This window comes from Lysinibacillus sp. A1, assembly GCF_000801965.1.
Taxonomy (GTDB): Bacteria; Bacillota; Bacilli; order Bacillales_A; family Planococcaceae; genus Lysinibacillus; species Lysinibacillus fusiformis.
Map to the genome: position 1 here is coordinate 27,775 of NZ_JSZM01000010.1, position 14,997 is coordinate 42,771.

Consider the following 14,997-nt stretch of genomic DNA (forward strand, 5'->3'; position numbering starts at 1 on the left):
ATTTCATGCAAAAATGAAATGAGCCATGATAAGGACAAGAGATTTGATCAACCATTTTCAGAGAGGGAGGCATTTGCTGCAAGCTTCCTAATGTTGTGATCCCTTCTTACTACCTTGGAGCTGTGCTTGGAAACTTGCACCGTCTTTTGCAACGTTACAGCAAAATCAATGAGCCACTAGTCTATTTACTAGTGGGAATTTGGGTGGAACCACGGGTAATGAACACATACTCGTCCCTATATAGGGGCGGATATGTGTTTTTTTATTTTGGTCCCCATTCTAAAGCTGAATGAGGACCATGTCTTTGGCAGGTCCATAGTTTTTCAAATTGTATGCACAATTAGGACTTCTATGACACCAGAGCAAAATTGATAAAACTTAAAGGAGTCGAGAACATGTCAAATCAAGTTATTCACATTCAATTTCCAGATGGTCAACAGCAAGCATTTACAAAAGGCGTGACACTAACCGAAATTGCCCAAGCGATTCGTCCTGAGCTTCGCAAAAAGGCAGTAGCGGGGAGTGTCAATGGAACCATCGTTGATTTGACGCGCCCGATTATGGAAGATGCTCAAATTACATTGTATGATGCTAGCTCTAAGGAAGGAATTGAAGTTATTCGTCATTCAACGGCCCATTTATTAGCACAGGCTGTCAAACGTCTATACCCCCATGCACAGTTTGGGGTAGGACCTGTGATTGAAAACGGCTTTTATTATGATATAGACATTGCAGATACACTGACACCAAGTGATTTACAACAAATTGAAAAAACGATGAAACAAATTGTGCGGGAAAATGTACAAATCAAGCGACGAGAGGTTTCTCGGAATGAAGCCAAGGAGCTTTTTACTCATGATGCGTTAAAGCTGGAACTGTTGGAGTCTATTCCAGCTGATGAAACTGTGACAATTTATGAGCAGGGGGAATTTTATGATTTATGTCGAGGTTCCCATGTTCCATCTACGGGGAAGTTACAACACTTCCAATTAATGCATGTATCGGGTGCGTATTGGCGAGGCAATAGCGACAATCAAATGCTACAACGTATTTATGGGGTCGCCTTCGCAACAAAAGAAGAACTTCAACAATACTTCGTGTTTTTAGACGAAGCAGAAAAGCGAAATCATCGTAAACTGGGCAAAGAACTGTCATTGTTTATGTTTTCAGAGGAAGCGCCTGGAATGCCCTTTTATTTAGCAAATGGTCAAATTTTACGAAATGAGCTGGAATCCTATTTGCGAAATTTACAAGCAAAATATGACTATCGAGAAGTACGGACACCTCTAATGATGAATCAGCGCTTATGGGAACAGTCAGGTCATTGGGATCACTATAAAGACAATATGTACTTTACACAGGTGGATGATCAAAGCTTTGCCTTAAAGCCAATGAACTGCCCAGGACATATGCTCATCTTCAAAAATAACCTACATTCTTACAGAGATTTACCGATACGAATGGCGGAATTTGGCCAAGTGCATCGCCATGAATTTAGCGGTGCACTGAATGGATTGTTACGCGTTAGGTCATTTTGTCAGGATGATGCACATATTTTTGCAACACCGCAGCAAATTGAGGATGAAATTGCATTGGCTCTAAAAATAATAGATGAGGTGTACAATGTATTTGGTTTCCAATATTCGGTAGAACTATCGACACGTCCAGATGACTTTATGGGAGAATTGTCGTTATGGGATCAGGCAGAAGAGGCACTTAAAAATGTGCTGAAAAATTTAGGCATCGACTATACGATTAATGAAGGGGATGGGGCTTTTTACGGACCGAAAATCGACATTCATATTAAAGATGCCATCCAACGAAGTCATCAGTGTGCCACAGTACAACTCGATTTCCAGCTACCTGAGAAATTCGATTTAACATATATTAATGAACACAATGAAAAAGTTCGACCGGTTGTCATCCATCGGGCAGTGTTTGGTTCCATTGATCGTTTCCTAGGTATTCTCATTGAGCATTTTGGAGGGGCGTTCCCCATTTGGCTTGCACCACAACAAGTGCAAGTCATAGCAGTAGCTGATGCACATCAAGACTATGCCAAGCAAGTAGTAAAAGCCCTACAACATGAACAAATTCGGGTGAAACTTGACGATCGTCAGGAAAAGCTCGGTAAAAAGATTCGGGAGGCGCAATTGCATAAAATACCGTATATCCTTGTTATCGGGGATCGGGAGGCTACCAATCAAAATGTGTCTGTCCGTAGACATGGACAACAAGCCACTGTTGAATATTCGGTGCCCCAATTAATAGAGGAAATGACAGAAGCCATCAAACAAAAGAGCTTATAAAAGAAAGCTTGCTTTGAATAGATCTACTATTCAAGGCAAGCTTTTTAAAAAAATAATTTCTATTTTTTTGAAATGACTACTAGAATCTAGATGCGATGCATACAATGAATTAAAGGTCCTTGGTCCTCTCTTGGAATTGGGATTGACCAAGTAAAACGGTTTGTGTTTCAGCGTCGATGACTAGAAATTTTCGATAGGTCTCATCGGTATTGTGCTGAAAAGATGCTAAAAAATAAACTTGTCGATTGGGATGAACAAAAGTATGTTGAGAGAGGTCTAATGTTTCTTGTTTACTATTAGTTTGTAAATAAAAATTTTCTGTCGCCTCTGCTATATCTCTAAAGGCCATTTTTTGCCGAATATTCCATGAAGCATAGGGATATTCCTCGTAAATTGTACGATTAAGCTGCTGATAAAATTCGTCCTCATCACGAAACGATTGAAATTGGTTGTTTGGATATTGATATAGTGTATTTATTTCAGTTGGTGTGCAAAGTGTGGGTGCCGTATGGTCTACTGAATGTTGGGGTGGCAATAATATTTTGGAAACAACCATAAAAGTTAAGATGAATACATGCATTATTCAACCTCCAAATGTCTTCTTAACAAAAACATCGCCTACTTTGTTGTGATCTATACATGTAGAGGTTGGCTAGCCGAATGCAAAGATAAAACCAGCCAGAATGTAGGTCTGGCTTTACCCATATCTATACTTTCTTCTATTATATGCCTCGTTATGATTAGGAAGCTTGTGCTTGTTTTAAATATCTATTTAGTAGGACATCCAATTCTTGACTGTAATCTACTACAGCCGGATGAGTGAAACCAAGATCCTTTGCTTTTTTATACATAATTCTACGTTTGATCTCAATTTCCGCCTTCAAGAATTGTTTAAGCAATAAGTTTACCAAGATATTTTCCTCCTAATTTTTTTTCCTTATTCATAAAATTAATGTTCTATGACCTCGATTCAACTTTTTCATTGTATATCACTTATATTAAAAAAAATGTCATATTGTGTATCGTAACTCAAATTCGTAATTTAGTCACAGATAGGGACCTTCATCCTGTTATGCGAAAAACAAACTATTTTCCTTTAATAGTTAAAAAGTTATAGATGAAATTCCAATTATTGATTAAAATATAAGTATAAAAACCCTAACAATGAAGTTGTTGGGGTTGTTTGCGTATTTGTATTTAGAAAAAATTAAGTGAGAAAAAGAATTTACTTAAACCATTTATACTATGAGAAAAGTTGTTGTTTGATATTGAATTTTCCAACAATTTATGGCGCTTTACGTATCTTGTCACATTTTATCAAATAAGCTTTAATGTTGTTTAGAAATGTGGACATTTCATTGAGTGTGGAGAATTATTGAGAATTTTTGAAATTAATGGAATAATGGAAGGGGGAGGAAAGGGTGACTTTGTGTCGTTTAGTAAAAAACTAGCAGCATGTGAAGGTAAGGTAAGAAGCCCTCACCGGAACCAGCCGCTCGAATTGCCTATACTAAAAATAAGAAACGTATCATCTTTTTTAACTTGATTGCTACGTTGGCAAAAAGTTGAGTAAATGCTGATTCGCTTGAATGAATGATATGCAATTACATATAGCAATCATGAATACAATAAAAGAAATATTTGAGCAGCAGCTTGAAATGGATTGGCTTGTTTGATGCATTGAACGAATAGCTTGAATGAAACGAGCCTTTCTGATAGGGATGTTTATTTGGAAATTTTCAATGGATAGCCAGCAATCATTGTATGGTAATTACATTTACCTTAATTCAGCGAAGGATGAGTGGAGGAGACACGAATGACAGAATTATATTTTGTGAGACATGCACATGCCGATTATTCCGAGGATGAATATCATCGTCCACTATCATTAAAAGGAAATAGGGATGTAGAACGAGTGACATCTTTATTTAACGGTCAACGCATCGATGCAATCTATTCGAGCCCTTATAAAAGAGCCATTCAAACAGTACAGGGTATTGCTAGGTATCATGATGTACCCATTCAAATTGTGGATGCACTAAAGGAACGACAGCTTGCCGATGGAGCGATGGAAAATTTTCAAGAAGCACTGCAACGAGTTTGGCAAGAGCCGAGTTTTGCATGGGCTGGTGGAGAGTCCAATCGGCAGGCAATGATACGGGCTGTACAGAGCTTACAATCTATCATTCTTTCTCACCCCCATGACAGCATTGTGATTGGTACACATGGCAATATAATGGTGCTAATGATGCAATCCTTTGATTCACAGTATGATTATGCATTTTGGCAAAAGCTGTCTATGCCTGATATCTACCGATTATCTTTCCGTGAGCTGACTTTATTAGAGGTGGAGCGAGTATGGCAAAAGGGCTGACAGACAACTAGTGATGGTCTTATGGGAGCGCCCAGGTAATTGACTATGATGGAGGCAGTTGGATAGAACAACGTGGATGAATTCGTTAAATCCAGTCTGAGTTGATGTAAAAAAAGAACCCCAAAGAAGACATGATTTAAGTATCTCCTCAGGGGAACATCTACTATTTGACTTGGGTCCATTCCGAACGTAATAAACCAAATACTATGAGGTCATGGAAGGTGCCGAAGCGGAATATTTCATTTCGTAAATGGCCTTCCTTCGTGAAGCCGCATTTTTCATAGGAGCGAATAGCTGCCGGATTAAAGCTGAATACTTGCAGTTTGATTTTTTGAATGGCCATGTATTGGAAAATGAATTCAATAAGTGTTTTCATTGCATCCGTGCCATAGCCTTTTCCTTGCCATAGCTGTCCAATTGAAATGCCGACAGAGCAGGTGCTATTTTGCCAGTTAACGGCAAAAACACCACAGGAACCAATCAGTTGGTGAGTCGCTTTTTCATATATACCAAAGAAGAATTCATCTTTTTTCCCACTGATAGAGCGAAAGAATGTGGAATGGTCCTCCATCGTTTGGGGGAAGGGAATTTCATCATTAGCTAGTAGTAATGTTTTTGTCTCACTTTCAATGGCTACAAATGATTCTAAGTCAGCGGGGGCCATTTGCTGTAAAGTAATGGATTGACCCGTTAAAAATGTTTTTAAATAATGATCCATGTATGATTCTCCCTTTAATAAGGGCTGCAAGTAACGTTACAACCCCTAGATTGATAGCCAAGCTATAACGTCTACTGCCATTTTCGCACTCATAGGCACAACTCCTTTAGTTTGAATGCTTAAATTGTACCATGTCTACCAATTTCGGGGAATATTTTTTTAGAGAGGAAGAAATAGCCGTGCATACAGCCTATTTTAAGAATTTACTACAATATTTACCGCAGGAGGAGCAACAACAATTACAGAAAGCAAATGGTGCCACAGATGCACAAATTGAAAGCTTACTAGAAATATTTCCACAAAGTCCGCAATCCTTCATTGAACTACTACAGGATGTCAACGGTACTTACCATTGTAAGCATGGACAAGAAACGATTAGTGTGCTTGTACTAGGTTCCGATTTGGGGGATTATCCGTATTATTTAAAGGCAGTTGAGCAAATACTAGCAGATGCTCAACATCAGCGTGAAACGATTTTTGAGCGTTATCAGGACTTTTTAGAGTATGTGGACATAGATAAAAGGGTCAATATGCACGTACCGTTGAATGAACGATTATGCTTTGCAGATTGCATGAATAATGGAGGAACATCCAGTTTGTATCTTGATTTTTCGCCAGCTGAAGGCGGAAAAATGGGGCAAGTGGTTCGATATGTCCATGATCCCGATAGCTTTGAGGTCATCGCCTCTTCATTTGATGAATATTTACAGCAGCTTGTTGAAGGGGAATATGAGTTTACAGCTCTCTACGAGGAGGAGTTTTGATGGCTCTGACATTGAAGTTTTATGAGGACAAGGCTCAATCGTTAGTAGATCAATACACCATTACTGAGGAGCAGCTTCGCTATACAAAGTCGCCAAAGGATAGCATCGAACTTGCTAAGGAGGATGACAGTAGACATGCTGTGTTAGCTTTAGATGGAGACAAGCTCGTAACCTTTTTTGTGTTACATGAAAAAGAAGGGGTGAAGCCTTATTCCTCGAATGAACGGGCGCTACTAATTCGCTCATTTTCGACCGATTATCATGAGCAGGGCAAAGGCTATGCAAAGGCAACTCTCCAATTGTTACCAGACTTTGTTCGTCAGCATTTTCCATTGATGAATGAGCTAGTACTAGGCGTAAATATCCCAAATGTATCGGCACAGGCACTCTATATAAAATGTGGGTTTGTAGATGAAGGGAAACAGGCGACGGGCTTTGGTGAAGAACTAAAGGTAATGAGTTATTATATGAAGGATGTGGACATTTGAGCAATATAAAAGTGGCAGGGTTGGAGCATTTGCAGACACTATGTGCAATCGATCAAGAGGTGATAGGAAACGCATCCAGAAGTGATGAAATTCAGCAAGCCATCGAGGAGAAACGTTGTCTGCTTCACCATTTTGCTGATGATATTACAGGATTCTTAATTTCTACTGAGGACTTTTTTGGCTATGACTTTATTTCCTTAGTCATTGTTAAGCCATCAGCGCGAAGAAAGGGCATCGCCTCGGCCTTAATAAATGCCTATGTAAAAACAAGCAAAACGGTAAAGGTTTTTTCCTCCACGAATCAATCAAATACAAGTATGCAACATGTATTTCAGACCTTAGGGTTTGTCAAAAGCGGCGTTATTAATAATCTGGATGACGGTGACCCAGAAATTATTTATGTAAAAATAGCCTCACCACTGTAGTAGGGTGAGGCTTGTCTTTATTTTTTTGCTTTTACAAACAAAAAGGATGGTCGGCGAAGTTCCTTTTTAATAGAGGGAAGCTGTTGAATAGCTTCCTCGCTTGGAAGAGGTTCAACCATTTTGTCGATCGAAAAGCCATGGTCGATTAATGTATTGATGATTGTAGCAATAGTGCGATGATATTTGACCACTCCGTCTACCAGCCATGTTTGCTGTCGTATGCCTTCTTCTTGGTAATCATCCATTGCATAGTGTAGCTGTTTACCTTGTTCATCATAAATCCAATTATCCTCCGTCGTTCGGCGAGCAGTAGCAATCGGATGCTCCACGGAGAAAATAAAAACGCCGTCTGGACGTAACATTTGGGCAATTTGTCCAATGACGGCTTCAAAATTTTTAACATAATGAAGCGAAAGTGAGCTTGTTATACAATCAAAACGATTGGTGGATGCATCGTAATCCTCAATTGCTTGAAGCTGATAATCAATTTGTGGATGTGCATTTTCTGACTGAGCGATAGATAGCATATTACTGGAAACGTCCAAAGCAGTCACATGCTTGGCGTGGTGTTGGATACAGTATTGGGCGAAGTCACCCATGCCACAGCCAATATCGAGCATTTCTAAATTCGTTAAAGAGGGCAGTAATGATTTCATGGTAGGCTGCTCTAATAAGTGATTATAATTAGATGGTCTTTGCCGTAATGCCTTGTATTGATGGAAAAATTCAGGGTTGTCATAAATATTTTGTTTCATTTTAACCTCCAGCTTGTGAAACATAACGTTATGTCATTTGTGCGCACTCTTATTTTCCCATGCGAGACAAAAAAGAAATAGACTTATATTCCGATTTTTTGTAAGATGTAGATAGAGGCATGCCATCATTTAATAACGATTGAATTCCATATATTAACAAATATATGGTTTGTTTTTTGAGGAGGAAACTAATGAAAAATTATGTTCTACTCATGACGATGTTTTGTATATATAGCCTCACATTTTTGACGCATTATTTTCTGACTTTCCTAGAGCATGGTAGAGCATTTCTTGGTGTTACCATGATCATCCCACTACTATCAGTGATTATTGTTCAAAAGATTTTCACCCAGCTACCCATTTTATCAACGTTTTCCTTCACAAAGCCTAAATGGTCATGGCTCCTAGCCAGTATTTTCACCCCTTTTTCGTTAGGTGTCCTAGTACATAGTTATTTTTACTTGACGCATTATCAATCTTTTCTCATTATCACTCCATCTCAACTGAGTATGTTATTACTAATAGGGCTCACCATTAGTACAGGCTCGGCTTTACTAGAAGAAGTCGTCTGGCGAGGCAATTTTCATGTATATTTGCGGCAACGCTATAGCTTTTGGCAGACCGCTATCTTTACTGGAGTAGGGTGGTCTTTATGGCATCTACCTATAGCTGTACTATATAAGCCCTATGTGATGCCAGCTGTTGGAATACCTACGTATTTGTTGCTCCTTTTTGGATTATCCATCGTGCTTTCAATCATTCGAGAAGTAGGTCAATCTATTGTGCCTGTGGCTATTTTTCATGGAATGATGAATGTCTTTTACTTAGGGGATGGACAGAATATGACCGTTTCTCCCGATAATCAAGAGATCGTCAAATGTCTTGTCATCATCTTGTTCCTCTTCCTTTTTTGCCATAAAAATGTAACAATTTTTAAAAATCAAAAAATTTAAAAGGAAAATATGGCACTTCTTGTCATCTGTAGCGTTCTTATTATTTGGAAGCAAATTCCGTATTAAAAGACGTTGGAGGGATTTAGATGAATCAAGAAACCTTATTATCCTTTAGTAGCAATGCCTTATTTATTGCCTTCATTCTACTACTGATTGCGATTGTGCCATTAGGGCTTGCAGTCAAATCGAAAGGGAAGATGTTTGGCAAGCTAGGTATACTCCTTACTTATGCTGCCTTTGTCCTGCAAGTCGTTTATTTTGTGGTGAGATGGGTAGCTGTAGAGCACGCACCCGTCAGCAATATGTATGAATTTATGACGTTCTTTGGCATCATGCTCACAGGGAGTTATCTCATCATCCATTTTTTATACAAGCAACTTGTTGTGGGCTTATTTACAATTCCTGTGTCCTTAATCATTCTTGGCTATGGAAGCGTTTTCACTAAAGAAGTGTCACCACTTGTACCTTCCTTGCAGAGTCACTGGTTAACGATACATGTGATGACCGTCGCTTTTTCCAGTGCGATTCTATCAGTGTCCTTTGCCACTGGTTTAATATTTTTATTAAGAACATTGGATGTTTCCAAAAAATCCATCCGTACATATTCGTTAGAATTTGTCTTATATTGCTTAGTTGTCGTAATTGGATTTATCGGCATTTCGACTTTTTTCAGCCTAACAGCGAATGACCTACAAGTACAATTCGAGAATGCTCAAGGTCAATCAGAAGAAGTAGTCTATTCCATGAAACCCTTAATCGTGAATAAAGGAGCAGTCACAGAAAATGGTGAGGCAGTTGGTTTAATCGAAATAACAAATAAAATAGATGCTAAAAAGTCAAATTCGATTGTCTGGGCATTTATGATGGGTACGCTCTTATATGTTGCCATTCGTTTGGTTACAAGGAAATCGGTGAGTGCTACATTAAAGCCATGGACAAGTCGCGTTCAGCCACAATTAATGGATGAAATCTCCTATCGAGCAGTTGTCATTGGCTTCCCATTATTTGCATTAGGTGGTCTGTTATTTGCCATGATTTGGGCACAGATAGCTTGGAGTCGGTATTGGGGATGGGATCCTAAAGAGGTTTGGGCTCTCGTTACTTTTTTATTCTATGCAGCCTTTCTCCATTTCCGCTTATCCAAAGGGTGGGAAGGGGAGAAAACAGCCTGGCTTGCCATCATTGGCTTCGGAATCATTGTGTTTAACCAGGTGTTTGTTAATCTAGTGATTGCAGGCTTGCATTCTTATGCGTAGGGATCCTTTGCTCAATTGCCATTAGATGTAGTAGCAACGCATTTAAATAGAAGGGACGCCTTCAATCTATTCAAGCGAAGCCATACGATGAAAGGGAAAACTCGATGACCATGTCCTTTCTTCTAAAATTGAATATTGTTAGTCTGTTGTATAGTTTGATTTTCTTTATATGTATAGCATTACAACTCAATTATTATCGATTCCTACGACTTACAGGCTGGACAGCGGACAATTTGGATCATGTCTTGCTTATAGTTCAATTAGTAGGGGCTTTAGCGTAGCGACGATATTTATATATAAGCTCGCCATTACATGGCTTGAGCATCGTCGCTGAATTTATGAAACAATGATTTTATGGTTACCGTATACTGTGATTTTCACTATGGTTTTTACCTATCTGTTTCCCATTTCCGATCCAGAAGATATGCCAGTACCTGTTCAAGGGCTTATTCTGTTGGTCATGCTTGGTAGCTATCCGTTGTATATTGGAATCATGAGTCTTGCTGCGAGGACATGAATAAAGAGACATCCTTAAAGGGGATGTCTCTTTCATTTGCTCGTCTATGTTAGGTGAATATTATAGTTTCACTACATTCGTTGCTTGAGGTCCACGGTTGCCTTCTTCTACGCCGAATTCAACTTTTTGGCCCTCTTCTAAAGTTTTGAAGCCATCTGTTTGAATAGCTGAGAAATGTACGAATACATCATTGCCACCTTCAACTGCGATGAAGCCAAAACCTTTTTCTGCGTTAAACCATTTTACTGTCCCTTGTGTCATGTAAACACCCTCCCAAAAAAATTCAACAATCAATTTCTTCAATACATATAAAAAGCGTGTTTAAAGGCCATATTGCCTTTGAATACAAGTTTTTAATCGTAGCAATGAAGTAATGTAATTATTAGTTTTATTATAGTACAGAATTGTTTGTATATCCAGTAAATTCCGTTTTTAGTAAGAAAAAATTTACAATTGTAATGTATTAGTAATGAAATATTCTTCTAGCATTAGTCAATCCATGCTTTTTCCTTTGCTACAATGACTGCCTCTGCACGAGATTCAACGTTTAATTTAACGAATAATTTCGATAAATAATTCTCTACGGTTCTTTGGGTCACACCGATAGCAGAAGCAATGGCTTTATTTGTACAGCCTTGAGCTACGAGCTGTAAAATTTCCTGTTCTTTATCGCTGAGTAATACTTCCTGCTGGGTATTCGGCAAATTGGATCGTTGCTGGACAAAATCTAAGAAGTCTGCTGCCAGTAATATTTCGCCACGTAGGGCTGCTTGAATCGTTTGGATGACTTGCTCTTTTGTTGCTAGTTTTGATAATAAGCCATCAATCTTTTTCTCAATTAATAGCTCATAATAATCGGCAAGCTCGTAGCCTGTATAAAGAATAATGAGGGCCTCTGGTTGTTTTTTCTTGATCATTTCTGCTAGTTGGATACCGTTGATCGGTTTCATATTAATATCAATGAGAAATAACTGAAAGGCTTCCGTATCCATTCTTAGTAAAACTGCTGCACTATCCTGCTCTGTTTCAATCTGGACATTGACTAAATCCTGTAACAATGTTTTTGTACCATCTAAAACGACAGGATGGTCATCTATAATAAGTATGTTCATCATATGAATCCCCGTCCTCTTGTATTTGAATAAAAATATGCATGCCTTCATTGTGGCTAGATTGGATGGTGATGTCCCCGTTAAAGGCACGGACACGCTCACGAATTCCATTAATGCCCATGGAAGCTGAGGACTGAATTAAATCCTCAATATCACAGCCTACTCCATTATCATCATATTGTAGAATAAAGCCTTGAGGTATCGCTCGTAGAGTTAATGAAACTTCTGTAGCATTAGCGTGTTTAATCGCATTATTTAATAGCTCCTGTACTAGGCGATAGACGACTAGATGGAGCGTGACATCCTGAAATTCCACTCGTTCAATTTGAGAGCTTACTAAAAAGTCAGCCCGTATTTTTACCTTTTGTATTAATTTTTTTAGGGCTATTTGTAAGCCGAAAGTATCGAGTAATGGTGGACTTAAATTCTCACAATACTCTCGTAGATCCTTTGTGGCATTCAGGAGCTGTTCACGAATATCCAATATGGTGTCCTTTTGAATAATAGGAGTGCCAGCAAGGACATCGAGTTCTCTTGCTAAATGTAGCTGCTCCTGCAAAATCGTATCGTGTAGTTCCTGTGCTAAAATAGTTTTTTCCTTCTCAATAATATTCCATAATAGTTTATCAAGCCAAGGTAGTGGTGTATCACTGGTGTTTTTCATATGTTGAACTTCGAGTACTAAATCTTCAATTTGCTGTAAATTATTAATAGACATTGAAACATAAAGTGCGAGTAGCTCTAGCCACAGTAGTTCTTCCTTTTGTAGCGTATGCTTTATTTCTAACATTATTTTTTCGTCACCTGCATCATGCAGTAGCAATTTTGTGTAGTGGCTTCCGAGCAGGGGAGCTGGTGTATCCTCTGTGACCGTACTTATAAGAAAGGCTGTCGTGCCTAACTTTTCAGTAATTTCATACTTAAAGCGTTCCAATAATTCTTGTTGATTTTTAGCCTTGCCCATACGTTGCACGGCGGCATATAAATTATGTACATAATTTCCAGTAGAAGAAAAAATAATTTTTCGATACTTAAAATCAATACGTTCCTTAATATAGAAACTAGCCATCATCACCATGAATACTAGTAAAAAAATACTTGTACCATGGACAATAGATAATTGACCCATAAACAAGAGGGCGATGCCAGTTGTCAGTAGAAGGGCACTGAAAAACGCCAGCGTTGAATAATAACGTAATCGTGATAATTGGTATTCAATATCAAATAATCGTTCATTCACTTGGATGAACAAAAATGAAAAAGGTATAAATAATAAAAATAACGCGGCAATATCAGCATGTAATAACGGCTTATGACCTAAAATTTCAGGTGTCACAAAAAAAATCAGGAATGGCAAAAATGGAACGATAAAGGCGATGGCAATCAACCGAATTTTAGCCAATTTTGTCCGTAAATAACTAGTTAATAAAATATAAATAGCATATAGCACTAGGATGGCGAATATACCTAAGTTCAGGAGAGGCGTAATCTCTCGAAATGAAGGATTGAAAACTTCCAGTAAGTAGCAAACTGGGATGATCAGTGCTGAAAAATAAAGCCATTTGCTGTCTATATAAGCCCATTTGATTTGAAGGTAGCAGAAAAAGTGCTGTAAAAAATGAATGAACAGTACCATGCATAAAATAATACATATGCCAATCACAATTTGGCCAATAAGATTGCCCCTTGCCGATGCCCCTGTACTAATATAGGCCAACGAACAGGTTAACAAAAATAAAGTCAATAAAAATGTCGGAGGGTTATCTTTATTGCGTCGCCATAAATAAATGACCACACCGAAAGCTAAAAGAAAATAAAACATTGGGAATAGAATTTGCAAATATAATTCTTCTGGCATATCAATATGCTTTACATCAATTGTTTGAATGGTCCCATCCGTCTTTTGGATAGTTAGTTGTTTAGCACTTCTAATCAGTGAGAACAATCGCACAGAGCGATTTTCCCAGGCTGGCTGCCCATCAATAGCTAGTACAATATCACCCTGTTCAATATTTTTTTGATGAGCCCATGAAGTGTAGTAGCTATCCATAATAGCTGCTTGCCCATTTGTTGTATCAAGGGTGAGACTAATAAACGGTGTTTTTATGGCAATTGCTAATACGTAAATGCCGAGCATTAAATAGGTAAGAAAAATACAATATGTCCATTTTTTCATTTTGAAACCTCTGTTTGCTAGATGATAATAAACTCCTATATATTATCGCTAATTATTGATAAATTTGGAATACCGAAATAGAGGCTTTCGGAAAACCACTATTGCGTTTTCGGAATGACGAAATAGTTTTTTCGGACATGGCTATGATAGTGTAAGTTTAATAATTATGACGAAAAGGGGGACGATGACGTGAAAAAAGGCGTTTTAACACTAATTCTTTTTTTCTTAATCGCTTTGATTACGATCCCATTGACCACGAAGGCTAAAATGGTTCATGAAGATAAAGTCGAGGTTGAAATTTGTCTAATCGGTAGTGATAACCATTTTGTTTATAAAATTCCAAAGAGATTACATAAAGATATACCCTATACGGAGATGAGAAATGGCATACAAGCATCTTTAGCCAGTCATTGGGAAATTGAAGAAGCTCGTTACGATATGAATAAATCGGATGTTTCCTATACTTTTTACATTCAGGACTTATTCCAAGAAAAGCAAGATGGGCAGCTAAAAGTTGCCATTCCCTATAGTATTTTGGTAGGGATGTTTGGAGAGCAAGATCCGATTCAATTGAAAATTTTAGCGAGTAAGCTATCGAATTGGACGGTGAACACGAAGGATTGGACAGCGCTTGGTTTTATGGAACCTTTTACTTTTTTAAGTGAACGTCAATATGTTTATGATGGAGCAGTGAATGATTTATTGAACCAAAGAGTAGGTCATTTTGATGGTACGATTCAGAAACGTCCATTTATTCTTTACGCGGTCATCTATTTTAGTTTTATGGTAGTCCAATTGCTAGCTTGTTTTATTTTATCGAGACGATTAAAAAGGAAAGTCATCAACAATCCAGCCAATTTACATCAGTTCCGTAAACTAAATTACATGTACCAATCATTGCCAATCATGATTATTGTTGTGCAAATTGTATTCCTTGTACTTTCGGGGTTGATTACGGCATTTGGTCTTTATTTTAGTCCTGGTATCGATTTATTAGTTATTGTTGGACCTGTTTTATTAAATATCATCTTGCTTCCTACCTTTTTTGTCACAACAGAGAGTGAAATTTCTAGAGAGCTGAAGAACACTTCCTCTCATTCTGGCTACTAATGAAATAATTTCTTCATACGAAAATACGTGATGAAATGGT

General features: G+C 38.0%; 15 protein-coding genes. 8 read left to right on the plus strand and 7 right to left on the minus strand.

Annotation, left to right across the window (positions count from 1 at the left end; genetic code table 11):
* Window positions 1-395 precede the first annotated feature (395 nt).
* The gene (gene thrS / locus PI85_RS07345; protein ID WP_036125576.1) at window positions 396-2,309 is read left to right on the plus strand and encodes a threonine--tRNA ligase; all 1,914 of its coding nucleotides are present in this window, start codon (window positions 396-398) and stop codon (window positions 2,307-2,309) included.
* Window positions 2,310-2,418: 109 nt separating this feature from the next.
* Here thrS and PI85_RS07350 read toward each other — a convergent pair whose 3' ends face one another.
* Entirely contained in the window at window positions 2,419-2,889 is a 471-nt protein-coding gene (locus PI85_RS07350; protein ID WP_036125579.1) for a hypothetical protein, read from the minus strand.
* A gap of 160 nt (window positions 2,890-3,049) precedes the next feature.
* Complete coding sequence (locus tag PI85_RS07355) at window positions 3,050-3,220, minus strand: aspartyl-phosphate phosphatase Spo0E family protein (protein WP_025117185.1); 171 nt, start codon at window positions 3,218-3,220, stop codon at window positions 3,050-3,052.
* Window positions 3,221-4,125: 905 nt separating this feature from the next.
* On the opposite strand from PI85_RS07355, the gene PI85_RS07360 reads away from it, so the two are divergent.
* Window positions 4,126-4,683 carry a histidine phosphatase family protein gene (locus PI85_RS07360; RefSeq protein ID WP_036125582.1) on the plus strand — a complete coding sequence of 186 codons (558 nt, stop codon included), beginning with the start codon at window positions 4,126-4,128 and terminating at the stop codon, window positions 4,681-4,683.
* A gap of 163 nt (window positions 4,684-4,846) precedes the next feature.
* Here PI85_RS07360 and PI85_RS07365 read toward each other — a convergent pair whose 3' ends face one another.
* Entirely contained in the window at window positions 4,847-5,401 is a 555-nt protein-coding gene (locus tag PI85_RS07365; RefSeq protein ID WP_036125584.1) for a GNAT family N-acetyltransferase, read from the minus strand.
* 179 nt (window positions 5,402-5,580) lie between these two features.
* Here PI85_RS07365 and PI85_RS07370 point away from each other — a divergent pair, with 179 nt between their 5' ends.
* The 3 genes from PI85_RS07370 to PI85_RS07380 are packed head-to-tail and all read left to right on the plus strand — an operon-like array spanning window position 5,581 to window position 7,078.
* Window positions 5,581-6,165, plus strand: coding sequence for an SMI1/KNR4 family protein (locus PI85_RS07370; protein ID WP_036125586.1), 585 nt, complete (start codon window positions 5,581-5,583; stop codon window positions 6,163-6,165).
* Complete coding sequence (locus tag PI85_RS07375; protein ID WP_036125588.1) at window positions 6,165-6,653, plus strand: GNAT family N-acetyltransferase; 489 nt, start codon at window positions 6,165-6,167, stop codon at window positions 6,651-6,653. The genes PI85_RS07370 and PI85_RS07375 overlap by 1 nt, the downstream gene beginning before the upstream one ends.
* The gene (locus PI85_RS07380; protein WP_036125591.1) at window positions 6,650-7,078 is read left to right on the plus strand and encodes a GNAT family N-acetyltransferase; all 429 of its coding nucleotides are present in this window, start codon (window positions 6,650-6,652) and stop codon (window positions 7,076-7,078) included. Before PI85_RS07375 ends, PI85_RS07380 begins: the two co-directional genes overlap by 4 nt.
* A gap of 17 nt (window positions 7,079-7,095) precedes the next feature.
* On the opposite strand, the gene PI85_RS07385 is transcribed toward PI85_RS07380, so the two are convergent.
* A complete protein-coding gene (locus tag PI85_RS07385) occupies window positions 7,096-7,833 on the minus strand; it encodes a bifunctional 2-polyprenyl-6-hydroxyphenol methylase/3-demethylubiquinol 3-O-methyltransferase UbiG (protein WP_036125595.1) in 738 nt (245 codons plus the stop codon).
* Between the two features lie 191 nt (window positions 7,834-8,024).
* Here PI85_RS07385 and PI85_RS07390 point away from each other — a divergent pair, with 191 nt between their 5' ends.
* Window positions 8,025-8,786 carry a CPBP family intramembrane glutamic endopeptidase gene (locus tag PI85_RS07390; protein WP_036125596.1) on the plus strand — a complete coding sequence of 254 codons (762 nt, stop codon included), beginning with the start codon at window positions 8,025-8,027 and terminating at the stop codon, window positions 8,784-8,786.
* A gap of 86 nt (window positions 8,787-8,872) precedes the next feature.
* A complete protein-coding gene (gene ccsB / locus PI85_RS07395) occupies window positions 8,873-10,042 on the plus strand; it encodes a c-type cytochrome biogenesis protein CcsB (protein ID WP_036125599.1) in 1,170 nt (389 codons plus the stop codon).
* 577 nt (window positions 10,043-10,619) lie between these two features.
* On the opposite strand, the gene PI85_RS07400 is transcribed toward ccsB, so the two are convergent.
* The 3 genes from PI85_RS07400 to PI85_RS07410 form a co-directional block, all read right to left on the minus strand.
* On the minus strand, window positions 10,620-10,820 hold the full coding sequence (locus PI85_RS07400; RefSeq protein WP_012294314.1) for a cold-shock protein: 201 nt from the start codon (window positions 10,818-10,820) through the stop codon (window positions 10,620-10,622).
* 227 nt (window positions 10,821-11,047) lie between these two features.
* Complete coding sequence (locus PI85_RS07405; protein ID WP_036125601.1) at window positions 11,048-11,674, minus strand: response regulator transcription factor; 627 nt, start codon at window positions 11,672-11,674, stop codon at window positions 11,048-11,050.
* Window positions 11,649-13,847 carry a sensor histidine kinase gene (locus PI85_RS07410; RefSeq protein WP_036125603.1) on the minus strand — a complete coding sequence of 733 codons (2,199 nt, stop codon included), beginning with the start codon at window positions 13,845-13,847 and terminating at the stop codon, window positions 11,649-11,651. The genes PI85_RS07405 and PI85_RS07410 overlap by 26 nt, the downstream gene beginning before the upstream one ends.
* A gap of 189 nt (window positions 13,848-14,036) precedes the next feature.
* On the opposite strand from PI85_RS07410, the gene PI85_RS07415 reads away from it, so the two are divergent.
* Window positions 14,037-14,957 carry a hypothetical protein gene (locus PI85_RS07415; RefSeq protein ID WP_036125605.1) on the plus strand — a complete coding sequence of 307 codons (921 nt, stop codon included), beginning with the start codon at window positions 14,037-14,039 and terminating at the stop codon, window positions 14,955-14,957.
* The last annotated feature ends 40 nt before the right edge of the window (window positions 14,958-14,997 follow it).

Bases quoted from the DNA above. Each gene is read 5' to 3' on its own strand.
- thrS (WP_036125576.1), top strand. From the start codon at position 396: ATGTCAAATCAAGTTATTCACATTCAATTTCCAGATGGTCAACAGCAA.
- PI85_RS07350 (WP_036125579.1), bottom strand. From the start codon at position 2,889: ATGCATGTATTCATCTTAACTTTTATGGTTGTTTCCAAAATATTATTG.
- PI85_RS07360 (WP_036125582.1), top strand. From the start codon at position 4,126: ATGACAGAATTATATTTTGTGAGACATGCACATGCCGATTATTCCGAG.
- PI85_RS07365 (WP_036125584.1), bottom strand. From the start codon at position 5,401: ATGGATCATTATTTAAAAACATTTTTAACGGGTCAATCCATTACTTTA.
- PI85_RS07375 (WP_036125588.1), top strand. From the start codon at position 6,165: ATGGCTCTGACATTGAAGTTTTATGAGGACAAGGCTCAATCGTTAGTA.
- PI85_RS07385 (WP_036125595.1), bottom strand. From the start codon at position 7,833: ATGAAACAAAATATTTATGACAACCCTGAATTTTTCCATCAATACAAG.
- PI85_RS07390 (WP_036125596.1), top strand. From the start codon at position 8,025: ATGAAAAATTATGTTCTACTCATGACGATGTTTTGTATATATAGCCTC.
- ccsB (WP_036125599.1), top strand. From the start codon at position 8,873: ATGAATCAAGAAACCTTATTATCCTTTAGTAGCAATGCCTTATTTATT.
- PI85_RS07400 (WP_012294314.1), bottom strand. From the start codon at position 10,820: ATGACACAAGGGACAGTAAAATGGTTTAACGCAGAAAAAGGTTTTGGC.
- PI85_RS07405 (WP_036125601.1), bottom strand. From the start codon at position 11,674: ATGATGAACATACTTATTATAGATGACCATCCTGTCGTTTTAGATGGT.
- PI85_RS07410 (WP_036125603.1), bottom strand. From the start codon at position 13,847: ATGAAAAAATGGACATATTGTATTTTTCTTACCTATTTAATGCTCGGC.